Here is a 21,730-nt window from a genome sequence, read left to right on the forward strand (position 1 = left end):
GTCCGGGACACGCGCACAAACACAAGAGGAAACACAATGCCCCAGACCATTCACCGTGGCATCAAATCCCTGATCGACGAAGCCAATGCCGAGATCGAGACTGTCAGCGCCACTGAGGCCATCAAGGCTGCGCAGGATCCCAACGTCGTGATCGTCGATATCCGTGATCCCCGCGAGATCGAACGCGAGGGCAAGATTCCCGGCGCGTTCTCCTGCACCCGCGGCATGCTGGAATTCTGGATCGATCCGCAAAGCCCCTATGCCAAGCCGATCTTTCAGGAAGACAAGAAGTTCATCTTCCATTGCGCCGGCGGCATGCGCTCGGCGCTCGCGGCCAAGACCGCGCAGGACATGGGCCTGAAGCCGGTTGCGCATATGGGCGGCGGCTTCGCCGCCTGGCGCGACGCTGGCGGCCCGGTCGAGAAATGGGAGCCGAAGAAGAAGACTTAGGTTTTCCCGTCATTCCGGGGCGCGAAGCGAACTATGGTGCGCGATTGCGCACCTGAGAATCTCGAGATTCCGGGTTCACGCTTCGCGTGCCCCGGAATGACAGCAAGGATTTTGTCATGCCAACCACCACTGACCCGCTCGTCTCCACCGAATGGCTCGCCGCGCACCTGAACGATTCCAACGTCAAAATCGTCGATGCCACGTTCAAGATGCCGGGCGTGATGCCGCTGCCGAAAGACGACTATCTCGCCGCGCATATTCCGGGCGCGGTGTTCTTTGACGTCGATGCGGTGTCCGACCATTCCAATCCGCTGCCGCACATGTTTCCTTCCGCCGAGCAATTCGGCCGCGATGCCGGCGCGCTCGGGATCGGCAATGACGATACCGTCGTGGTCTATGATTCCGGCGGCTGGGTCGCCGCACCCCGGGCGTGGTGGATGTTTCTGTCGTTCGGCAAGGACGTGCGCGTGCTCGATGGCGGCCTGAAGAAGTGGGTCGCGGAAGGCCGTAAGGTCGAGAGCGGGCAGGTGACGCCGAAGCCTTCGACGTTCAAGGCGACGTTCGATGCGCGGCGCACGCGCAGCATGCAGCAATTGGTCGAAAACCTCGCGACCCGCGCCGAGCAGGTGATCGATGCGCGCGCCAGTGAACGCTATCAGGGCAAGGTCGCCGAGCCGCGGCCGGGACTTCGCTCGGGGCACATCCCCGGCAGCCTCAGCCTGCCCTACAACAATCTGTTCGATGCCGCGACCGGCACGATGAAGCCGCTCGATGAGTTGCGCGCGGCGTTCTCAGGCGCCGGCGTGAAGCTCGATGCACCGATCGTGACGAGCTGCGGATCCGGCGTCAGTGCCGCCGTACTGACGCTGGCGCTCTATCGTCTCGGCGTCGAGAACCCGGCACTCTATGACGGCTCGTGGACGGAGTGGGGCGCCGCCGACGGTCCCCCGGTTGCGACCGGCCCGGCCTGATCCTCAAATTTTGGACGTTACCTCGTCGCGCTCGTCATCGGGAGCGGAAAGAACGGATTGGGTTGCTGCTGCTGCAGAGTCAGCGCTGCCTCACGTGCCAAACGTGCGCGGCGCGCCGCTGCAATTTGCCGCTTTTCCCGGGCCCGCTGTGTAGCCTGCTTCTTGATTGCGCTCCGATCGGGCTTCGCTTCTGTGGTCTTGGCCGATGTCTTTTCATCGACGATGACGGCGGGACCGCCGAGCGTCGCGATCCTGGTCACAGCGGCGTTGTCTTCAAGTGACGGCGCGTCCGTTGCCGGCGCCGCGGGAGGCGAGGCGGCGGCAGCGGTGGGCTCCGGCGTGCCAGGGACGGCGGCGAGTTTCACTTCCGCACTGGGAGCGGGTGCCTCGGTTTGGGCCGCGGAAGCCAGAGCAACCGGTGTCTCCGCAATCATCTCCGGCTCTGCCGGCGTCGCCGCAGCCAGCTGCTCGGGCTCCGCCGGACTGACGTCTGGAGACTGCAGGGTCGATGCCGGTGCCTCCGAGGCTGCTTCGGGGACGGCGGCGGCCGCGACGTTGTCGGCCGGCCTCTCCGCGACGGGTGGGTCGACGCGCATCAACGCCAAGCTCGGCAGCGAGTCGTCGTTCTGGCGGGCGAACATCGGCTCGGGCGCCGCCCGTCGCGAGCGAAGATTGGCAAATTCCTCATGCGCGGCCCGCAACAGGGCGGCAGCGCCAAGACCAAAAACCAGGATCGACATCGACAGCACGATCGCGATGAACAAAAAACGAAAGCCGGGAAGCATGGACCAGGGTTCCACCCTCCTTGATCTCGGAAGGGTTATTGCTTGCCAAGGGAACGCGGTGACCACTGTGCGGGCCGGAAGCGGCGGAGGGTGGGGCGCGCGCGAATCAGGCCGATTTGAGAGTATCTCAATGCCCGGTGGCTTTTTGTTACAAAATCTGCGGTTCGACGTCGCGCACCACCCGCCTGCGGCGATTTCCGCCGTCCTGAGGCATCTTTGCCGCAGCTCGGCTGCGATCACACGCAGCTTGGCTGCGATCACAAATGACTGGTTTGGGCCGAATTTCGCGGATTTGTCTTGAATGCGCCGCGATCTTCCGTCATCTGCCGTTAACCGTCCGGTGGGGCTTGGGGTCTATACAAAGGCGATGATGAACAACCGCATTTTGACGATTTGTGCCGCCATTGCCGCTGGTATGGCGGGAACTTCGCTCGCCCATGCGCAGAGCTATCCGTCAGCTCCCGGCCAAGTCTATTCGACAGCTCCGGGACCGTACGTGCCCGGTGGCTATGCGGTTGACGATCGCCGCCCCGGCGAACCTGATTTCGACGCACTGGAAGACGACGAGGCGCCGAACGCGCCGAGTTCGGCCGCGTTGCCGCCGCCCGGCCCGGTGCTATCGCCCAGCGATCCTCGCTATGGCCGCCCGGCCACTGCCCCGGTCTATTCGGACCGCGGCGCCCCGGTGCCCACCGGCCCGATCCTTTCTCCGGACGACCCGCGCTATGGCCGGCCGGCCGCTGGCCCGGCCTATTCGGACCGTGGCGCCGCGACGCCGACGGGCCCGATCCTTTCGCCCGACGATCCGCGTTACGGCCGCCCGGCCGGTCCGCCGCCGGTGATCTATGCGGACCGTCCGCCCGGTGCGCAGCAGCCGGTCTATTCGGACCGCGGCGACAGCCGCATTCCCGGTGCCGGCATCGTCTATCCGAACGACGACCGCGCCGGTCTGCGCCCGCCGGGGGCCATCGGCGCCGCACCGGCGGCCGCGCCCGCCGCCACTGGCGCGCTCCCGCAATCGCAGCAACCCGCCGTTGGAGCTGATGGCAAGCCGGTGCAACTCGCCGCGCTGCCGCCGGAAGAGCAGCCGGAAGTCGGCCCTGCGCAGCTTCCGCCGCATCTGCGCCGCCAGGAAGTGGCCTTCACGACCAAGGAGCCCGCGGGCACCATCGTCGTCGATACCGCCAATACCCACCTCTATTACGTCCTCGGTGGCGGACGTGCGATCCGCTACGGCGTCCGCGTCGGCCGCGACGGCTTCACCTGGAACGGCGTGCAGAAGATCAGCCGCAAGGCCGAGTGGCCGGACTGGCATCCGCCGACCGAGATGATCGAGCGCCAGCCCTATCTGCCGCGCTTCATGGCCGGCGGCCCTGGCAATCCGCTCGGCGCACGTGCAATGTATCTGGGTTCGACCATCTACCGCATCCACGGCACCAACCAGCCTTCGACGATCGGCAAGTTCGTCTCCTCGGGCTGCATCGGCATGCTGAACGAGGACGTCTCCGACCTGTTCGAGCGCGCCAAGGTCGGTACCCGCGTGGTGGTGATGCCCGGTGGCCCCCCGCCCGCCAATACCGCAAGCGCGTCAGCCGCTCCGCCGCCCGCCGCTGGCCCGGCTGCCGCAGCAGCCCCCGACCGGCTCAGGCCCAACTGGCGCCCGGTTCCGGTGCGCAGCCGGCGGTGGTGCCGCCGCTGCCCGCCCCGGTCACGATTCGGTAGGTTCTCAGTCACAACGACGTTTCGAAGGCGCGCCCACGGCGCGCCTTTTTTGTTGTCGATCCGCGCGCGATGCGGCGTGGCCTTTGCGGAACAAGTCCGGATGTACAGGGGGCCTTTAGCCACATTCGCGCGCTTGAATTTACATTTCCTTCGACTACCTGCCGGCCAGAATTGTGGGGCAGTAGCAGGAGGATTTGCCATGCGGATCTTTGTTGCAGGCGCCACTGGCGCTGTGGGCCGTCCGCTAGTTGCCGCCTTGATTGCGGGCGGTCATTCCGTCGTTGGCACGACGCGAACGGCGGCGAAGGCCGAGATCATCAGACGGATGGGCGCGGAACCTGCGATCGTCGATGGGCTCGACGCGCCGGCCATTCGCGCCGCAGTGCTTGCAGCGAAGCCGGATGTCATCATCGACCAGATGACAGATCTCGCCGCGGTCACGGATCTCAGGCATTTCGATCGCGCGTTCGCCACCACGAATCGATTGCGCACGCAGGGCACCGATTTTCTGTTGGCAGCCGCACGCGAGGCCGGCGTGAAGCGCTTCATCGCCCAGAGCTTCTGCGGCTGGACCTACGGCCGCAGCGGCGACCCGATCAAGACGGAGGCCGATCCGTTCGATTTCGATCCGCCGGAAGAACTGCGCCGCACGCTGGACGCGCTTCAGTATCTGGAGGACGCCGTCACCAGCTCGGCGAATCTCGACGGGATCGTCCTGCGATATGGGTCGTTCTATGGCCCCGACACCGGCATGCTCTCACGCGCGATGATCCAACAGGTGCAGCGCCGCCGCGTGCCGCTGATCGGCGGCGGCGGCGGACAGTGGTCGTTCATCCATGTCGATGATGCGGCGTCCGCTACCGTCGCTGCCATCGAGCGCGGCAAGCCCGGCGAGATCTACAACATCGTCGACGATGAACCGGCGCCGGTCGCCGAATGGCTGCCTGCTCTTGCCACGCTGGTCGGAGCCAGGCCGCCGATCTGCGTGCCGGCTTGGCTTGGTCGGTTGTTCGCCGGCGAGCACCTGGTTTCGATGATGACGGAGGTGCGGTCAGGCTCCAACGCCAAGGCCAGGCGCGAGCTGGGCTGGCAGCCGGCGCATCCGTCGTGGCGTCAGGGATTTGCGGAGGTTGCCAGCGGCGCAACCGCGCAGCACGCAGCCTGAGCGTGACTAAAGCATGATGTAGACAGATGAGTTGGCCGCAGACGCGCTTTACCTCTCCCGCCTGCGCGGGAGGTCGGCGCGAAGCGCCGGGTGGGGGCTCTCTCCACTCGGGCAGTATCGCCCGCGGAGACACCCCCACCCCAACCCTCCGCCGCAAGCGGGAGAGGGAGCGCGCCTTGTTCGTGGTCGCAATCAAATCTAATTCATCCTGCCCTAGGCCAGCCGCTGCTTCGGCTCGCCCTTGAACCAGGCATCGATGCCCTCGACCATCTGCTGATAGTGGTTTCGAAAGCTGTCCTCGGTGACGTAGCCGAGATGCGGCGTCAGCACCATGTTATCGAGCTTGCGGAAAGGATGGTCGACCGGCAGCGGCTCGACCGAGAACACGTCGATGCCGGCACCTGCGATCTTCCTTTGCGTCAGCGCTTCCAATAGCGCGCCTTCGTCGACGATCGGCCCGCGCGCGGTGTTGACGAGATAGGCGGTCGGTTTCATCCGCGCGAGGTCATCGCGCCCGACCAGCCCGCGCGTGCGCTGGCTCAGCACCACATGGATGGTGACGATGTCGGCGGTCGAGAACAGCTCTTCCTTGCTCACATAAGTGACGCCGACCTCCTTGCACTTTTCCGGCGTCAGGTTCTGGCTCCAGGCGATCACGTTCATGCCGAAGGCCTGCGCCAGCTTCGATACTTTGGTGCCGAGCTTGCCGAGGCCGATCACCCCGAGCGTGCGACCCTCGATCTCCATGCCGACATGTGCCTGCAACGGCTCGCCGGCATGCATGCGGGCGTTTTCGCGGCCGATATTGCGGGTCAGCTCCAGGATCAGGCCCATGGTCAATGGCGCCGTCGGGTCGCGGCCCCATTTCGTGCCGCACAGCACCACCTTGTGGTCCTTGGCGGCCTCCATATCGATGGCGGCATTGCGCAGGCCCGAGGTGATCAGGAGTTTTAGGTTGGGCAGCCCTGCAAACATGGTGCGAGGGAACGGCGTGCGCTCGCGCATCGCACAGATGATCTCGAAATCCTTGAGCGCGGCGGCCGCGGCTTCCGCGTTCGCAAACGGCTGGTTGAACACCGTGACGTCGACGCGGTCGGTGACCTTGGACCAGTCGGCGACCTTAAGCGCCACATTGAGATAGTCGTCGAGGATTGCACAGCGCAGCCGCGTCATTTGCGAGGTCCGTTGATGGCGAGGATGACGGCGGGAAACGCCGTCGGAAAGGTCGCCATGGTTGCGCGCATTCGGTAGCGGCGCAAGCGGACTAAACGCAGGGCAGGCTCAAATGCAGGGCAGGCTCAAAACCAGCAAACTCAGTTCGAATAGCCGGGATGCTTGGCGCGCCAGGCCGGTCCCGGGCCGCGCATATAGTGCAGTTCCGGGCGGTAGGGGTTGAACGCCTTGGCCACGAACTGGCGCCAGAAAGCGCGGAGTTCTGCCAACGGTTTTGCCAGTCCGGCGCTTGCATGAGCCGGGGCGGAAAGGGATGCCAAACCGATCGTAGCCATGACGCGGGCCCTTGTTTTCAAGACGCCTTTTTCGGCGCTGAAAACGAGTTTTCGCCTGATTTATTAAAAGATAGTTTCAATTGTCGGGATCTCGGCGGACATGGTGACGATCCCGTATTCATCCGTGGTGAACGGATGGAAAACGCCCCTGCCGCGGTTGCCCTTTGGGGGCCGCGCCGCTACATCAGCGGCAGCAAATTTCCGTAAAATCCAACGATTCCAAGGATCGCGATGGCTCGCCAGTTCATCTATTTCATGCAGGGTCTGACCAAGAGCTACCCGACCCGAAAGGTGCTCGATAACATCCATCTGAGCTTCTACCCGGACGCCAAGATCGGCGTGCTCGGCGTCAACGGTTCCGGTAAGTCGACCCTGCTCAAGATTATGGCCGGTCTCGACAAGGAATACAGCGGCGAGGCCTGGGTCGCCGAGGGCGCCCGCGTCGGCTACCTCGAGCAGGAGCCGCACCTGGACACTGCGCTTACCGTCCGCGAAAACGTCATGCAGGGCGTCGCCAAGCAGAAGGCGATCCTCGATCGCTACAACGAGCTGGCGATGAACTATTCGGATGAGACCGCCGACGAGATGACCAAATTGCAGGACCAGATCGAGGCCGCGAGTCTCTGGGATCTCGACAGCAAGGTCGACCAGGCGATGGACGCGCTGCGCTGCCCGCCCGATGATTCCGACGTGACAAAACTCTCCGGCGGCGAGCGCCGCCGCGTCGCGCTGTGCAAATTGCTGCTCGATCAGCCGGATCTCTTGCTGCTGGACGAGCCGACCAACCACCTTGATGCCGAGTCGGTGTCGTGGCTGGAAGGCCACCTGCGCAATTACCCCGGCGCGATCCTGATCGTAACCCACGACCGCTACTTCCTCGACAACGTCACCGGCTGGATCCTCGAGCTCGACCGCGGCCGCGGCATTCCCTACGAGGGCAACTATTCGTCCTGGCTGGTGCAGAAGCAGAAGCGCCTCGAGCAGGAGGGCCGCGAGGAGGCCGCGCACCAGAAGACGCTGGCCCGCGAGCAGGAATGGATCGCGTCCTCACCGAAGGCGCGCCAGGCCAAGTCCAAGGCGCGCTATCAGCGCTATGAGGACCTGCTCAAGCAGGCGAGCGAGAAGCAGACTCAGGCAGCGCAGATCACCATTCCCGTGGCCGAGCGCCTCGGCCAGAACGTGGTCGATTTCGAAGGGCTCACCAAGGCGTTCGGCGACCGCGTGCTGATCGAGGATCTCACTTTCAAGCTGCCGCCGGGCGGCATTGTCGGCGTGATCGGCCCCAACGGCGCCGGCAAGACCACGCTGTTCCGCATGATCACCGGGCAGGAAGAGCCGGACAAGGGCACCATCACCGTCGGCGAGAGCGTTCACCTCGGCTACGTCGACCAGTCGCGCGACGATCTCGACGGCAAGAAGACGGTGTGGGAGGAGATTTCCGGCGGCAACGAATTGATCCTGCTCGGCAAGCGCGAGGTCAATTCGCGCGGCTATTGCTCGTCGTTCAATTTCAAGGGCGCCGACCAGCAGAAGAAGGTCGGCGCGCTGTCAGGCGGCGAGCGCAACCGCGTGCATCTGGCCAAGATGCTCAAATCAGGCGCCAACGTGCTGCTGCTCGACGAACCGACCAACGACCTCGACGTCGATACGCTGCGCGCGCTGGAAGAGGCACTGGAGGATTTCGCCGGCTGCGCCGTCATCATCAGCCATGATCGCTGGTTCCTCGACCGCATCGCCACCCACATCCTGTCCTTCGAAGGCGACAGCCATGTAGAATGGTTCGAAGGCAACTTCCAGGATTACGAGAAGGACAAGATGCGCCGGCTCGGCCAGGACAGCATCATTCCGCACCGCGTGAAGTACAAGAAGCTGACGAGGTGATTTCAGGCAAACGCTGAACGCCGCGACATTGTCGTTGCATTCCCAACGTGGTCGTCTCGATAGCGGGATCGGGCCTTGCGGAAACTTTAGGCGGGGCGTGCAACACCGCTATTTTGCCTTGAAGCTCCGGCTAACGTGACGATCCCGTAATATGCGCTGCGGCCAGTTGTCGCTTCACAGCGCGGTCAGATTGCGTAGATATAGCCATCCTTCCGCAATTCGAATCCTCCAGCGAGCCCTTCTGAATGTCCCTTACTCCCGAAACGCCCTTGCCGCCCAAAGCTCAGAGGAAGGCATTGCGTCCGGTCCCGCTGCTGATCTTCAGCTCCCGCTGGCTGCAACTGCCGCTCTATCTTGGCCTGATCGTCGCGCAGGGTGTCTATGTGGTGCTGTTTCTGAAGGAGTTGTGGCACCTGTTCGCCCACGCCTTCGATTTCAGCGAACAGCAGATCATGCTGGCGGTCCTCGGCCTGATCGACGTGGTGATGATTTCGAACCTGCTGGTGATGGTCATCGTCGGCGGCTACGAGACCTTCGTCTCCCGTCTCAATCTGGAAGGACATCCCGATCAGCCGGAATGGCTCAGCCACGTCAACGCCAGCGTGCTCAAGATCAAGCTGGCGATGGCCATCATCGGCATCTCGTCGATCCATCTGTTGCGCACCTTCATCGAGGCCGGAGGATTGGCCTCGGGCAAGTCCGGCTACACCGAAACCGGCGTGATGTGGCAGACCATCATCCACACGGTTTTCATTCTGTCGGCGATCGGCATTGCCTATGTCGACAGATTGTCGAATGTTTCCACCGAGCATGCCAAGGCCGCCTCGCATTGATGGGCGACGTGTCGATCGACAGGATTCCGGTTTGCGACAGAGGTTGATAGCCGCGGTTCTGATACTGGCAGCGATGACGCCGGGCGCTATGCGTCCGGCCCGCGCCGCCGACGCCGCCTTCACCCAGTTCATCGCCTCGTTGTGGCCGGAAGCGCAGGCGGCCGGCGTGTCGCGCGCGACGTTCGATCGCGAAACGCAAGGACTGGAGCCTGACTACAAACTGCCTGATCTCTTGCTGCCGGGCCGGCCGCCCACCGGCGCGCCGGCGCAGGCCGAATTTGTGCAGGTGCCGGCCGATTATTTGAAGGAAGCTTCCATCGCGCGGCTGGCGGCCGAAGGGCAGAAGCTGATGCAGAAGCATCGCGCTGCGCTGACCGAAATCGAAAAGCGCTTCGGTGTACCGGCTAGCGTCGTGCTCGCGATCTGGGGCCGCGAGACCGATTTCGGGCGCTATCGCCTGCCTCACGACATGCTCCGCGTGGTCGCGACGCAGGCCTATGTCGGCCGGCGCAAGGATCAGTATCGCACCGAGTTTATTCAGGCGCTCAAACTTCTCGGCGAGGGCGCTGTTGCGCGCAAGGACTTCCGCTCGTCGTGGGCCGGCGCGACCGGTCTCACCCAGTTCCTGCCGTCCGAATATTACAAGCACGGCATCGATCTTGACGGCGACGGTCGTGTCGACATCTGGAATTCCGTGCCGGACGCGCTGGCGTCCGCCGCGCAACAGCTCGTCAACAAGGGCTGGCAGGCGGGCGTGCGCTGGGCCTATGAGGTGAAGGCGCCGGCCAACGTCGATTGCACCATGGGCGTGCCCGAGGTGACGAAGCCGATCGCCGAGTGGCTGCGCGCCGGCTTCGTGCCGGTGCGCGGACAAAGGCTGAGTGCGGCCGAACAGGCGCAGCCGGCCTCGCTATTGCAGGTGGAGGGCATCTACGGCCCGTCGTTCCTGACCACGAAGAACTACTTCGTTATCAAGGAATACAATTTTTCCGATCTGTATGTGCTGTTCGTCGGCCATCTCGCCGACCGCATGGCGAGCCCGCTGCCGTTCGCAACACCGTGGTCGGCCTCGACGCAGTTGCGCTCCGCCGATGTCGAGGCCATGCAGCGCCATTTGACGCGCATCGGTCTCTACAAGGACAAACTCGACGGCAAGGCGGGCATGCAGACCCGTGCGGCATTGGGCGCGTATCAGAAGTCGGCGGGCCTCAAGGTCGATTGCTGGCCGAGCGAAACAGTGCTGCGTTCGATGAGTGCGGGGCGATAGTCACCCTCCCCTGGAGGGGGAGGGTCGGCTCGTGTGGAGCGAAGCGACATGCGAGACGGGGTGGGGTGATCTCTCCTCTCGGGCACTGTTGGACGCGGAGAGACCGTCACCCCACCCCGCCGCTCATTCATGAGCGTCGACCCTCCCCCTCCAGGGGAGGGTGAGCAAACATCCGGGTTTCTTTGGCGAAAAAAAAGCCCGGCCGAGATCTCGGCCGGGCTTTTGATCAACACGCGTATCTCGCGCGCCGATCGATCAGATCAGTGGCAGACCTCGACGCGGCGATAGCGCCAGTCGTAGCCATCCCAGAAGCGCTCGCGAACCATGCGGCACGCCGGATAGGGCGCCTCTTCCACATACACCGGACCGCCGTAAGCCGGGCGGCTGGAGGCGATCGCGCCACCGATGATCGCGCCGCCGAGCAAGCCGGCCGCCACGCCTGCGGCAACGCCACGCTGTGCACTTGCAGGCGTCGAGGCAAGCGAACCGGCAATCGTTGCGACTGCGACGAAGGCAGCAAATGTCTTCTTCATGTCCTGGGCTCTCCTGGAGTGACGCCTTCGGGCGCCGGGTTTAGGGGATGACTCACACGCTGTTTCGAACTGCCGCTTCGCTAAAAAAGCGCACATGGGTCAATCGAAAGTAAACGTCTTCAAACGGTCGCGGAAAAAAACGGTCTTTTTCGGGCCGGAAAACCCAAGCACCCCGGAAAAGCACCTGCTTTTCCGGGGTTTTGAGCGCAATTTAATGAAGATGAACGGCCGCAAGAGCGTTTTCGAGCGAAGCATGCCCTCGGACTTGATCCGTGGGTGGAAACCGGTTCGCATTAAGAAAACGCGTCAAGATAAGGATCTAGAGCCCCGTTTCGATTTCATCGAAACGGACAAGGCTCTAGTCGCAGACCCTGACGTTGCGGACCCGCCAGCCATAGCCATCCCAGAACCGCTGCCGCTGCCAGATGCAGGACTCACCGTAGCCGGGATCGACGACATAGGCCGGGCCGCCATAGCCGGGCTCATAATAGCCCGGGCCGTAATAATAGCCGTTCTGCGAAGCAATCGCGCCGCCAACAATGGCGCCGCCGATCAATCCGGCGGCGACGCCCGCCGCAACGCCGCGCTGGGCTTGGGCGGGAACAGCCACGGCCGAAACGGCCAACGCGGCGGCGGCGCCGAGCGCCATCAATGTCTTCTTCATGGCTTCACCTTTCTCGTGGAGCAAACGAACCTTAAGTTCCGTCCGGGCAAAAGTTCCACATTTCGCTTGAATGATCAATGAACAGCCGCCGCTCTGGGGATGACGAAAATGCGAGGAGGCGCGCAGGCTGCGGTGCGGCGATACTAAAGATCCCTGGGTTCGGCTGTGGCGGCGACTGATGCGAAGAACCCCGGCAAGCCAGCGGCGGATTGATTTACCGCAATACTCCTTTTTAGAGTCATTCCAGTGTTTGCCCGGCATCAGTTTGGAATTGCTTGAAAATGCGGCTTTTCCTTTTGCATCTCGGCGCGCTCTTAAATATCGATGAAGCCGCATCACCCAAGGTTTTACCGGTTTCATGATCGTCTGTTCCTGCAACGTGTTGAGCGACCACGATGTCCGTAATGCTGTGACTGCAGCTTCGGACCTGCCGCGAAATCCCAAACAGATTTACGGTTGCCTCGGCTGCAGCGCCGAATGCGGCCGTTGCGCGCGCACCATCAAGACCATCATCGACGAAGCGCTCGGCGCCTGCGCCAAGGAGTGCTGCTCCGGTTGCCCGCACACGCGCCAGGCCGCCAACGACGAGCCTGCGCAGGAGGCCGCCCCCGCCTTCGCCCTCGCGGCCTGCTGAAATCCCTCTGAAATCCCTTCTGAAATCCCTTCTGAAAGCCCTGATTTCTCAGGTTCCCACCGCTTTTTCCGCGGAACAGTTGCCCTCGGCACCAAACTGATTTAGAAGCGTTCTAAATGCAGTGTCAGGCCGCGTCTGGCCTGGGAAAATTGGAGTGGACCATGCAGGGCGATCCCAAAGTCATCGACTATCTCAACAAGGGCCTGCGCAGCGAGCTCACCGCGATCAACCAGTACTGGCTGCATTACCGGCTCCTGAACAATTGGGGTCTTTTGGAATTTGCCAAGGTCTGGCGCAAGGAATCCATCGAAGAGATGGAACACGCCGACAAGTTCACCGATCGGATCCTGTTCCTCGACGGTTTTCCCAACATGCAGGTGCTCGATCCGCTCCGGATAGGCCAGAACGTCAGGGAAATCATCGAATGCGATCTCGCAACCGAGATGACCGCGCGCACGCTCTATCAGGAAGCGGCGACCTACTGCCATGGCGTGAAGGATTACGTCTCGCGTGACTTGTTCGAGACCGTGATGAAGGACGAGGAACATCACATCGACTTCCTCGAAACCCAGCTTGACCTGATCCAGCGCATCGGGCTTGAGCTCTACACCCAGAAGCACGTCGGCGGCCTGGAGAACGGGGACTGAGGCGTCTCACCCTCCCCTGGAAGGGGAGGGTCGGCTCGTATTGAGCGAAGCGAAATGCGAGACGGGGTGGGGTGATCTCTCCACTCGGGCACTGATCGAGAGGATAGACCGTCACCCCACCCCGCCGCTCATTGCATGAGCGTCGACCCTCCCCTCCAGGCAGGGCTATCGCATGTGAGCAATGAGTTCGAAGAGGAAGGCATCGTTCCAGCCAGCGCGCTTGAGCTTGAGGCGCAAGGAGGTGGTTGTGTCGGGATGGGCTCTGGCAACATTGAGGGCAAGGCGCCTGAGTACGGCAAGGTTGGCCGGGCCGTTGTCCTTGCGATTGCGGGCCAGATCCTCGTCGAGGATGACATCGAGCGGCCAGTGCAGGCCGTTTTCGATGGTCCAATGGGTGCGAACGATGCGCAGAACCTGCGTGCGGCTGTAGTTTTGGCTCATCAGGAAGTAGCGCTCGACGGTTTTGTCCTTGCCGCGCTTGCTGCTGATCCGCGCGACGGCTTTGAGGCCCGGAAAGTTGTGCTTCCGCTCCATATCCTTGACGGGCACGACAAGCACGCTGCGCTTTTCCTTTCGGCCATGATCTGCCTCGGTGGTGGAAACCGGCTTCTTGCCCTTGCGCACCGCTGCGGCAATCGCCGCCCTGGCGTCGGCCAACAGCGCTGGCTGGTTCTCCTTCACCGCCAGCACGTAATCGCCGCCCCGCGCCACGATCTCCTTGGCCATGCCGCGATGGCAGTGCAGCGCATCGGCCGTCACCACGCAGCCTTTGAGCTGCAGAAGTTCGATCAACTGCAACGCGCCAGCAGCTTCGTTGTTGTTCGGCGCCTGCACGTTGGCCAGCGCCATGCGGGTCTGCGCCGCCCAAGCGGTCACCATGACCGGCGGCATGTGGCTCCTGCCGCGCTCGTAGCCGCGCCGCAGCGCTTTGCCGTCGAGCGCGATCACGCCTTTTGGCCGTTCGATCTTCGCGCCTTCGGCAAAGGCTTTCATGAAGCGCTGGAAGGCTTTCTCGAACGCTTTCGGATCGAGCATGCGGAACACGCGGCTGAACGTGTCGTGGCTCGGCAGACCATGCTCGAGCACCAGCACGCCCTCCCAAAGATAGGCCTTCATTCGCGCAAACAGCGCCATGTCGGTGCAACTCGTTGCCCCGCACAGCGTCGCCATCAAGGCGATGAACAAAATCTCCGTCAGATCGTGCAGCGCATTGTCCGCGCGCGGGTCCGGCAGTTCCTCGAAGCACTCCGCAAATCGATTCATCGGCCGCTCCATCCGAATCAGGAGCTACCTTCAGAATCAATTTCTCACCGCTTCGCAATAACTTACGGAATTGAACATGCGATTCCCCTGCCCCTCCAGGGGAGGGTGATCGATCGCCAAGACAATCTTCCCTACAACTGCGCCTTATAGCGCGCGTAGATCTCGGCCTGGCTTTCGCGCTCGCCAAGGCCGGTCTGATCGTGGATCACTTCGCCGATGCTCGGCATTACCGAGCGTTCGACCTGCGTGGCCGCCCACAGTTTCGAGCGCATCAGCGCCTTGCCACAGTGGAAATAGGCTTCCCTCACGTCGATATGCAGCACCGCACGCGGCGGCTTGCCGAACTCGATCATCGACGCCATCAGCTCCGGATCGACAGATAGCTTGCCCTTGCCGCCGACACGCAGCGTCTCGTCGATCCCGGGTACGAAGAAGATCAACTGTACGAAGCCCGAGCCCTCGACGATATTGCGAAAGCTGTCGATGCGGTTGTTGCCCGAGCGATCCGGCATCAAGAGCAGGTTCGGTCCGGCGACATGGACGAAACCGGGGTTGCCGCCGCGTGGCGATGCATCGACGCTGCTGTCCGAGCCTGAGGTGGCGAGCACACAGAACGGGGACATGCCGATGAATTTTTTCGCGTGCGCGTCGATCTCCGGCCGCGCCTTGGCGATCACGCGCGGCGTGGGAGCGGGATAGATCGTGGCGAGGTCGCCAGGGGCAAGATCGGACAAGGGATTCCTCCGGTCAGTTTTTGACAGACTACCACCCTCGCATTTTCACGTCATCCCCAGGTTGGAAGGCTTCTGGCTCCGTCATTGCTATCGCTCCTCGCAATGACGTCCTCTGGTCAAACCGCGTCCGCCGGCACGAAACAGCTAATGATGATGCTGCCGCGGTGGTGCACGTACCACACCACGGCTTCGCCGATCGGGTTGCCCTGATCGCGAATGACCGCGCGCTCGGGCACCTGCATCCATTGGCCCTCGATCGGCACCCAATAGGCGCCGCCGCGAACGTCGTAGCTGGTGCGATGCCCATCCGACTCATCGCAGCATGGCACGCCGTTCGGCGCGATCACGCTCTTGAACCAGGCGCGGATATCAGGCGGCACGTGATCGTACTGGCCCCTGTCGACAGCGAGCGCTGCGCCGGCCAGCACCGAAAGGCAGACGAGCAAGCCGAATGGCGCAAGCCTTCGCATCCGATCCTCCGCTGCGTTGTCTCTTCCTCGCGACGGCGCATGCCGCTCACGATCTGTAATCCGAGGACAATTCAAGCGGAGCCCGCGTGTCGATGCACGCTCAAATAATGAGCGATGTGAGCGAAGCAAATTTGATGCGGTGCGAAGTCGGGACTTCGTCCTGTACACAGTTTGATGCGACCCACGGCCGGTTCAACGATCGCAGCGCACTGGTTGCTGCCTGAACTAGGAAAAGTACGAACGTGCTATCGATCTCGCCTACGGATTCGTGGTGAGCTGCCGGGCGCCGCAAGCTGCCTGACATGCGGTCTAACCGCCCGCGGTTGGTGGAAGGAGCGGCTCTACGGTCATCTTCACGATTGGAAACGCGTTGGGCACGAACCCGAAGATTGCAATAGGCCTGCTTTCACCTGTGGGATTGCTGTTTGCGCTCCCAATATTGCTCTGGGCTTTCAGCTTTACCGAACGTTTCGGACTTGAGAAATGCAGCATCGGTTCGATTAGCGATGCCGAATACCAGAACATATTGTCGCGAGCCGGCGAGCAACGCTGGACGGTATGGCCCGATTTGTCGAATGGGGTGTTTTGGCCGTCGGACAGGGGCTTTCGAGGCCCGACAGCATTTTTCAACAGCAATCTCGATGGTCAGCTTCTCTCGCATATCAGAGAGCTTGCTGGACCCGACGCGTCCATGAATCGCCAACTTGCTTCGGGCCATGCCGTCATGCGCAGCATGGGCGCAGAATACGTTCAAACTCAAGAACGCGCCGGTTCGCGCGTCCGTTTCACATACTACCTGCCGCAAGTGCGTTTCGCGCCTGTGTGTGTTCTTTGCCTAATATGGTGGTACACGACCATTGACGTGATCTTTTCTCATGACCTCGCCACCGATCGATACGAGTTGCAGGCAGTGAACGTTCTGCACGCCGGGCTGAAAGGTACTCCCGACAAAGAGCGCGCGCGCAACGTTCCATGGGGCAGTTGCCCCGAGTTTCGAAGATAATCGCCTCCGCTTTCACGAATATCGGTTCACATCGCCCGTTGCGGCGCGCTCTGCAGCAACTCCTGCAGCTCCTTCTTGTAGAACTTCGCATTGCCGGTGGTGAGATGGCCGCGCGTCTCGCTGGAGGTCGGGATCAGGAACAGGCGTCCGTTCTTGACGCGCTTCATCGCCGCCTCGGTGACGCCAGTTTCCGGCGGATTGCGCTCGTCGTCGGCGGCATTGATCAAGAGCAGCGTCGCCTCGATCTTCTCCAGCGAAGGCGCCGGATTGTAATCGCGCGAGGCTTCCCATTGGTAGATGAAGTCGTTGGCATCGGCGGTAACCGCGGTTGCCAGCCGGTCGTCCACCATCTTGTCGGCCTTCGCCGCCGTCGGCGCCAGCGCCTGATAGGCCAGCGTGCCGCCGGCGGTCGCGATGCCGAAGGCGTTGATGGCGTATTTCATCATGCGCGGCTGGACGGTGTAGTTGCCGCCATTGTAATCGGGATCGTTCCGGATGGTCTCCAGCATCATCCGCCGCAGCATCCAGTTGCGCGCCGCCATCTCGGTCGGCTGCGAGGCCATCGGCACCAGCGCGTCCATGAAGTCAGGATATTTGCCGCCCCAGATCCAGGTGTGCATGCCGCCCATCGAATTGCCGATCACGAGGCGCAGATGCTTCACACCAAGACCTTCCGTGACCAGGCGATACTGCGCGCCGACCATGTCCTCGTAATTGTATTTCGGAAACGTGGTTTTCATGCCTTCGGAGGGCTTTGATGATCTGCCGTGGCCGACGCTATCCGGAATGATGATGTAGTATTTCGCGGCATCCAGCGGCTGGCCGGGGCCGAACAACTCCCCGCCGAAGGTGGCCGTCAGCATGCTGGCGGCCGAGCCGCCCGAGCCGTGCAACACCAGTACGGGCTGACCGGTCGGCTCGCCGATCGTGGTATAGTGCAACCGCAATTCCGGCATCGTCTCGCCGGTGTGGAATTTGAAGTTTTTGGCGATCCAGTAGCCCTGCCTGGGTGCGGGATAATCGGCGGCGAAGGCGGTGACGGAGGTCAGGGCCAATACGGCGGCCGAAAAGGCGGCATGCGAAAAATTCATCATGGTCTCCCCAAAAACTGCGGCCGTCTTTGCGGACCGCTTGACGGGGAACCTAGCACACTAGATCGCCGAACAATGCACTAACCTTCCACTTCGGTTTCCGGCCGGTCATTGCCGGCGGCGGTCTCCGACCGCCATCTTCCATCATCGGTTTCGTACTCGATCACCTCGGTGCGCCCGGGCACGCGCTGCTCGGCGGCCGCGCGCCGGGCGGCTGCCAGCGCCGCGGCGCGGTTCGGAAACGGTTCGGAAAACACGCCGTTGACGGTGTAGGCCCAGCCGCCGTCATGTTCGACGATCTTGTAGGTCACGTGGGGCATCGGGAACTCGCTGTTTCGAGGTGCCGACAGGGGTGAACACGCCGCTAGTTTAATGACAGAATAAGCCACGCCGTCGGATTTTGCACCGGCCGTTCGTCCTTGATCGAAGACCTCTGCAGAAGAGAGCACCATGTGCCGTAACATCAAGACCCTGTTCAATTTCGATCCCCCGGCCACGCACGCGGAGATCCATGCCTCCGCGCTGCAATTCGTGCGAAAGCTCTCCGGCTTCAATTCGCCGTCGCAGGCGAACGCCGAGGCGTTCAACCGCGCGGTTTCCGAAGTCTCCGACAGCGCGCGGCGCTTGCTGGCCTCGCTGCAGACCAACGCCCCGCCGCGCGACCGCGAGGTCGAGGCCGAGAAGGCGAGGGAGCGCTCGCGGGCGCGGTTTGGCTAGGGGCGTGGACTCATAAGCGCGCAACTAAATGCAGCGGGCATCGAGTTCCGGCAGATCGCGCTAGGGACAGCAATCCGCAGCAGGCCTGATAGAGCCGGCGCTGGTCAGTCTGACCGTTGCTGTGGGTCTGAAGATGAACTGCGACCCGCTGCTCCTTTTGGGGCCGTTCGCAATAAGAGAACGTACTGATCTCAACAAATCATTGTGCCGGCATCGAACCTTGGCGCGTTGGCCCAGTCATATTTGCAGTGTTCCGACCAGATTATTCAAACGGATAGGAAAGTGCTGCCATGTCTCCTGAAACCAAAGAACTTCTCAAGACGACCTGGGCGAAAGTGATTCCGATCAGCGATATCGCGGCTGGTTTGTTCTATGAGAGACTGTTCACGCTCGATCCATCGCTGCAGCGATTGTTCAAGAATGCAGATATGAAAGAGCAGCGCCGGAAGCTGGTCCAGGCATTGAGTGCCGTGATCAACAGTGTCGATGACTTGCCGTCGTTGGTACCGACGCTAGAGATCCTCGGGCGAAACCATATTCGGTATGGCGTAGAGGATCGGCATTACGACACAGTTGGTGCAGCCTTGCTATGGACACTGGAGCAGGGGTTGAAAGAGGCTTGGACGCCAGCGGCGAAGTCGGCCTGGGTGGTGGCATACAGCACCGTGTCCGGGGTCATGCGTGATGCGGCAGCCGCATCGCGACAGAACGCGACCGCACAGGCAATTTGAATCCGGCAGGCGCCTCTTGGCCCATCGCCGGCATGACGATTACGATGGGCAACGTCTGTTCTCGCGGGCAGAACGGAAGGGCCGGAGATGGGCTGTGAATTCAGCTAATGACCGACCCGGACCGAACCTTTTGTATTGGCCTTGTGGCTGGCCTGTTTCGACCTCATGTTGGTCGACTTCTCTCCCGTAACAGCGCGCCGTTCCTGTGACGCTTGAACTGAAGCATCCGAACGTTTGCGTAAACCTTGATCGCTGCGTGGGAATTGCCGATCCCTTCGTATGACCGATCGCGCCTGCCGCATTCTGCGGAACAAATCAACGTGCTCGTGCGTCGCGATGGTGACATAACGCTGTTGTTTATCGTGCCTGCCCTTTAGGAGCGAGGAGGAGCCGATCGATGAAAGCCGAAGACGCCGCCGACATGATGGATCAGGAGAAGGAGAACGACCGCTTCAAGCAGCGCGCGGCGGTCGGCATCGCCATTCTGGCGATGCTGCTGGCCATCACCGGGCTTGGCGGCGCCAACGCCGGCAAGGAGGCGACCAACAACAACCTCTATGCCGCGAACCACTATGCCTTCTACCAGGCCAAGAACATCCGCCAGACCGACTACAACCTCGCGGCCGACGCGATCGAACTGGCGTTCCTGCAGGACGGAAGCCTCAACGCCGAGGCCAGGACGGCCCTGAAGGCAAAAGCGGAGGCCTATCGCAAGACGGCGGCACGCTACGAGTCCGAGCCCGAGACGCAGGAGGGCAAGAAGGAATTGATGATGCGGGCCAAGGACTACGAGAGCAGGCGCGACCATGCGCTGAAGCAGGATCCCTACTTCGACTATGCCGAAGCTCTTCTGCAGATCGCCATCGTGCTGATCTCGGTCTCCATCGTCGCGACGCTGCCCTGGCTTGCGATCGTCGGCGGCATCGTCGGTGCCGCGGGTGGCCTGCTGATGGTCAACGGCTATACACTGGCGGTCGAGATACCGTTTCTGGCAGCATAGAAGTCCGCACGCGGATGGTTGTGCAGGTGCTGTTGGCAAGGACGAAGGGAGCGACGACAATGTGACGCAGGCAGCGCATTCCTCGGTGTTAGCTTTTGGCCAACATATTGGTCGCGTAGCCAATGTCCGCTTCTGACTCTCAGCAGGAGGCGACTTCGTGTAGCGCGCAAAATCAAATGCCATCGCGCGCACGATCATTTGTCACCCTCGGATTTTGGCTGGAACCCCGGTAACTGCCAAGGCGGGGCCGTGCGCTCGCCGCGGTCCCAGCGAGCGTACTTTTCGGCCATCCAGGTTTGGTGATGGCGCCATTTTGACCCGTTCCGGAAGTCATGCCTATTGGATGTTATCGCCAATCGTCGATGATATAGGCGCCGGGGCGACAATAGCCGGGATCGTTCTGTCTGTGCATGGTCACGCCCAGAATTTCGGTGCGAAATCCGCGGCCGACCAGATGCCGATAGGCTTCGTGGCGTGCCATGTTCGCACCAGCCAACAAGTTCGACATGCCGGCAGCGACCGCCAACGCCTCGCACGCGTCCAGTAGCCGATGATAATCGTATTCGGCCGATTGCCCATCGCGGACTGCACCGAATTTAACAAAGCAAGTGTCTGCTCCGGATTCGCTCCGTGGCCCGTAGTGACACACCGCGAACGCCGCGATACCACGGGCACCTTCAATCAAAACTATATCACCCAAACCTTGCGCATGCGTCGCCCCTATCTCGCCAGATAGGTCGAGACCAGGACAAATCGTTTCAGCTACGTCCCGGCACGACTGGAGAGCTTCCTCTCGCTGCACTTGGCTTAACTCGCTGAAGCGCAACCATCCGGCTGCCGTTTGGCGCACCGCTTTTGCCGACATTATTGCTGTGAGGAAACGCGCGCAAAAGCCGTATTTTTGATATAGGGCGATATGCTTCGCGCTATCTGAGAATGTGAACAGCCCGACGTGTCGCGTGTCCCAGGTATCGAACTGCTCGATGGTTTTCCCAAGCAGTGCTCGGGCGATACCTCGCTCCTGGAGATCAGGACGCACAGTCAATGGACCGAAGAAGCCGACGCTTCCCCAATTGGTAGCAAAGTTGGAGCCGACTAATTTTCCATCCAGCGTCGCGCCGAACGAGGCCACGTGAGCCGCCTGCCGGCGGCCATAGACGTAGTCCCGATCGGCCCAGAACATGTCCGGGTTGGGAGCCCCAAGGAAGGTACCAAAGGCAAGACGGAAAATCCGCGCAGCTTCCGGCAAATCTTCTTCCTCGAGTCTGCCAACCACCGGGCGGCTCGCTTTCGGATCGGCGTTGCCGCCGGCGTTATGATCTGACATGATCACCTCCCTTTTTGGAAGTGTCCACGCTAGCGACGATAGCAGCTCGGGTACTCGCAATCCAAACAAGCTAGGTTGATCAAGTGGTCGATGTTGCCTGATGTGTGAGGATAGCTGCCGTTGGGTATGGACGTCAGCTCATGGCACGAAACTGACAGGCCTGGGCGACCCAACTCACATCGCAACTGCAGCCGCGCGGCCGTTGACACCCCCTCGGACGGGGTCCATGCTGGGTTAGCGCGTTCGGCATTCGAGGCAGTGTCGGCGACGAACCTCGTTCCAATAAGAATCGTGCCGAGCCGTAGCATCCGCTTGACGGATCAATCCGGCTTCG

At 62.1% G+C, this 21,730-nt stretch carries 24 protein-coding genes; 13 read left to right on the forward strand and 11 right to left on the reverse strand.

Annotated elements, in window-relative coordinates; genetic code table 11:
• The first annotated feature begins 36 nt into the window (after positions 1–36).
• Both ACFXS9_RS41185 and sseA read left to right on the forward strand, forming a co-directional pair.
• Positions 37–450: a rhodanese-like domain-containing protein gene (locus tag ACFXS9_RS41185; protein ID WP_392699183.1), complete on the forward strand. Its 414-nt coding sequence runs from the start codon at positions 37–39 to the stop codon at positions 448–450.
• A 116-nt stretch (positions 451–566) separates the two neighbouring features.
• Entirely contained in the window at positions 567–1,421 is an 855-nt protein-coding gene (sseA, locus tag ACFXS9_RS41190) for a 3-mercaptopyruvate sulfurtransferase (protein WP_392699184.1), read from the forward strand.
• Between the two features lie 17 nt (positions 1,422–1,438).
• Here sseA and ACFXS9_RS41195 read toward each other — a convergent pair whose 3' ends face one another.
• Positions 1,439–2,446, reverse strand: a complete 1,008-nt coding sequence (locus ACFXS9_RS41195; RefSeq protein WP_392699186.1) for a hypothetical protein — start codon at positions 2,444–2,446, stop codon at positions 1,439–1,441.
• A gap of 61 nt (positions 2,447–2,507) precedes the next feature.
• On the opposite strand from ACFXS9_RS41195, the gene ACFXS9_RS41200 reads away from it, so the two are divergent.
• Positions 2,508–5,093, forward strand: coding sequence for an NAD-dependent epimerase/dehydratase family protein (locus ACFXS9_RS41200; RefSeq protein WP_392699188.1), 2,586 nt, complete (start codon positions 2,508–2,510; stop codon positions 5,091–5,093).
• 213 nt (positions 5,094–5,306) lie between these two features.
• Here the strand turns inward: ACFXS9_RS41200 and ACFXS9_RS41205 are convergent, their stop codons facing one another.
• Together ACFXS9_RS41205 and ACFXS9_RS41210 are read right to left on the reverse strand one after the other, a co-directional pair.
• The gene (locus tag ACFXS9_RS41205) at positions 5,307–6,266 is read right to left on the reverse strand and encodes a D-2-hydroxyacid dehydrogenase family protein (protein WP_392699190.1); all 960 of its coding nucleotides are present in this window, start codon (positions 6,264–6,266) and stop codon (positions 5,307–5,309) included.
• A 140-nt stretch (positions 6,267–6,406) separates the two neighbouring features.
• The gene (locus tag ACFXS9_RS41210; protein ID WP_392699191.1) at positions 6,407–6,601 is read right to left on the reverse strand and encodes a hypothetical protein; all 195 of its coding nucleotides are present in this window, start codon (positions 6,599–6,601) and stop codon (positions 6,407–6,409) included.
• Between ACFXS9_RS41210 and ACFXS9_RS41215 the strand changes: the two genes are divergently transcribed.
• The 4 genes from ACFXS9_RS41215 to ACFXS9_RS41230 all read left to right on the forward strand — a co-directional run bounded on the left by ACFXS9_RS41215 (position 6,560) and on the right by ACFXS9_RS41230 (position 10,582).
• Positions 6,560–6,808: a hypothetical protein gene (locus ACFXS9_RS41215; protein ID WP_392700371.1), complete on the forward strand. Its 249-nt coding sequence runs from the start codon at positions 6,560–6,562 to the stop codon at positions 6,806–6,808. The two genes, ACFXS9_RS41210 and ACFXS9_RS41215, sit on opposite strands and share 42 nt — an antisense overlap.
• A gap of 24 nt (positions 6,809–6,832) precedes the next feature.
• Positions 6,833–8,482 carry an energy-dependent translational throttle protein EttA gene (ettA, locus tag ACFXS9_RS41220; RefSeq protein WP_392699192.1) on the forward strand — a complete coding sequence of 550 codons (1,650 nt, stop codon included), beginning with the start codon at positions 6,833–6,835 and terminating at the stop codon, positions 8,480–8,482.
• 245 nt (positions 8,483–8,727) lie between these two features.
• On the forward strand, positions 8,728–9,315 hold the full coding sequence (locus ACFXS9_RS41225; protein WP_057853003.1) for a TIGR00645 family protein: 588 nt from the start codon (positions 8,728–8,730) through the stop codon (positions 9,313–9,315).
• Positions 9,316–9,388: 73 nt separating this feature from the next.
• On the forward strand, positions 9,389–10,582 hold the full coding sequence (locus ACFXS9_RS41230; protein ID WP_392699193.1) for a lytic murein transglycosylase: 1,194 nt from the start codon (positions 9,389–9,391) through the stop codon (positions 10,580–10,582).
• Between the two features lie 260 nt (positions 10,583–10,842).
• On the opposite strand, the gene ACFXS9_RS41235 is transcribed toward ACFXS9_RS41230, so the two are convergent.
• Both ACFXS9_RS41235 and ACFXS9_RS41240 read right to left on the reverse strand, forming a co-directional pair.
• Positions 10,843–11,115: a hypothetical protein gene (locus ACFXS9_RS41235; RefSeq protein WP_057841791.1), complete on the reverse strand. Its 273-nt coding sequence runs from the start codon at positions 11,113–11,115 to the stop codon at positions 10,843–10,845.
• A gap of 358 nt (positions 11,116–11,473) precedes the next feature.
• The gene (locus tag ACFXS9_RS41240) at positions 11,474–11,779 is read right to left on the reverse strand and encodes a hypothetical protein (protein ID WP_392700293.1); all 306 of its coding nucleotides are present in this window, start codon (positions 11,777–11,779) and stop codon (positions 11,474–11,476) included.
• 358 nt (positions 11,780–12,137) lie between these two features.
• On the opposite strand from ACFXS9_RS41240, the gene ACFXS9_RS41245 reads away from it, so the two are divergent.
• Together ACFXS9_RS41245 and bfr are read left to right on the forward strand one after the other, a co-directional pair.
• Positions 12,138–12,413 (forward strand): bacterioferritin-associated ferredoxin, encoded by a 276-nt coding sequence (locus ACFXS9_RS41245; protein WP_392699194.1) that lies wholly within the window; start codon positions 12,138–12,140, stop codon positions 12,411–12,413.
• Between the two features lie 161 nt (positions 12,414–12,574).
• Positions 12,575–13,060, forward strand: coding sequence for a bacterioferritin (gene bfr, locus ACFXS9_RS41250; protein ID WP_057841789.1), 486 nt, complete (start codon positions 12,575–12,577; stop codon positions 13,058–13,060).
• A 165-nt stretch (positions 13,061–13,225) separates the two neighbouring features.
• Here the strand turns inward: bfr and ACFXS9_RS41255 are convergent, their stop codons facing one another.
• The 3 genes from ACFXS9_RS41255 to ACFXS9_RS41265 all read right to left on the reverse strand — a co-directional run bounded on the left by ACFXS9_RS41255 (position 13,226) and on the right by ACFXS9_RS41265 (position 15,527).
• Positions 13,226–14,323 carry an ISAs1 family transposase gene (locus ACFXS9_RS41255; protein WP_392692877.1) on the reverse strand — a complete coding sequence of 366 codons (1,098 nt, stop codon included), beginning with the start codon at positions 14,321–14,323 and terminating at the stop codon, positions 13,226–13,228.
• Positions 14,324–14,454: 131 nt separating this feature from the next.
• Complete coding sequence (locus ACFXS9_RS41260; RefSeq protein WP_392699196.1) at positions 14,455–15,057, reverse strand: MSMEG_1061 family FMN-dependent PPOX-type flavoprotein; 603 nt, start codon at positions 15,055–15,057, stop codon at positions 14,455–14,457.
• A 116-nt stretch (positions 15,058–15,173) separates the two neighbouring features.
• Positions 15,174–15,527, reverse strand: a complete 354-nt coding sequence (locus ACFXS9_RS41265; protein WP_392699197.1) for a hypothetical protein — start codon at positions 15,525–15,527, stop codon at positions 15,174–15,176.
• 370 nt (positions 15,528–15,897) lie between these two features.
• On the opposite strand from ACFXS9_RS41265, the gene ACFXS9_RS41270 reads away from it, so the two are divergent.
• The gene (locus ACFXS9_RS41270; protein WP_392699198.1) at positions 15,898–16,530 is read left to right on the forward strand and encodes a hypothetical protein; all 633 of its coding nucleotides are present in this window, start codon (positions 15,898–15,900) and stop codon (positions 16,528–16,530) included.
• 26 nt (positions 16,531–16,556) lie between these two features.
• Here the strand turns inward: ACFXS9_RS41270 and ACFXS9_RS41275 are convergent, their stop codons facing one another.
• Together ACFXS9_RS41275 and ACFXS9_RS41280 are read right to left on the reverse strand one after the other, a co-directional pair.
• The gene (locus ACFXS9_RS41275; protein ID WP_392700295.1) at positions 16,557–17,621 is read right to left on the reverse strand and encodes an alpha/beta fold hydrolase; all 1,065 of its coding nucleotides are present in this window, start codon (positions 17,619–17,621) and stop codon (positions 16,557–16,559) included.
• Positions 17,622–17,701: 80 nt separating this feature from the next.
• A complete protein-coding gene (locus tag ACFXS9_RS41280; RefSeq protein ID WP_392699200.1) occupies positions 17,702–17,941 on the reverse strand; it encodes a DUF2188 domain-containing protein in 240 nt (79 codons plus the stop codon).
• A 130-nt stretch (positions 17,942–18,071) separates the two neighbouring features.
• On the opposite strand from ACFXS9_RS41280, the gene ACFXS9_RS41285 reads away from it, so the two are divergent.
• The 3 genes from ACFXS9_RS41285 (at position 18,072) to ACFXS9_RS41295 (ending at position 20,069) form a co-directional block, all read left to right on the forward strand.
• Positions 18,072–18,338 carry a DUF2277 domain-containing protein gene (locus ACFXS9_RS41285; protein WP_028347019.1) on the forward strand — a complete coding sequence of 89 codons (267 nt, stop codon included), beginning with the start codon at positions 18,072–18,074 and terminating at the stop codon, positions 18,336–18,338.
• A gap of 290 nt (positions 18,339–18,628) precedes the next feature.
• Positions 18,629–19,069 (forward strand): globin family protein, encoded by a 441-nt coding sequence (locus tag ACFXS9_RS41290; protein ID WP_392699202.1) that lies wholly within the window; start codon positions 18,629–18,631, stop codon positions 19,067–19,069.
• A gap of 397 nt (positions 19,070–19,466) precedes the next feature.
• Positions 19,467–20,069, forward strand: coding sequence for a DUF4337 domain-containing protein (locus tag ACFXS9_RS41295; RefSeq protein WP_392699203.1), 603 nt, complete (start codon positions 19,467–19,469; stop codon positions 20,067–20,069).
• A 346-nt stretch (positions 20,070–20,415) separates the two neighbouring features.
• On the opposite strand, the gene ACFXS9_RS41300 is transcribed toward ACFXS9_RS41295, so the two are convergent.
• Positions 20,416–21,396 (reverse strand): GNAT family N-acetyltransferase, encoded by a 981-nt coding sequence (locus ACFXS9_RS41300; protein ID WP_392699205.1) that lies wholly within the window; start codon positions 21,394–21,396, stop codon positions 20,416–20,418.
• Positions 21,397–21,730 lie beyond the last annotated feature (334 nt).

Origin of the sequence: Bradyrhizobium sp. RDI18, from assembly GCF_043203335.1 — a bacterium.
GTDB classification, from domain to species: domain Bacteria; phylum Pseudomonadota; class Alphaproteobacteria; order Rhizobiales; family Xanthobacteraceae; genus Bradyrhizobium; species Bradyrhizobium retamae.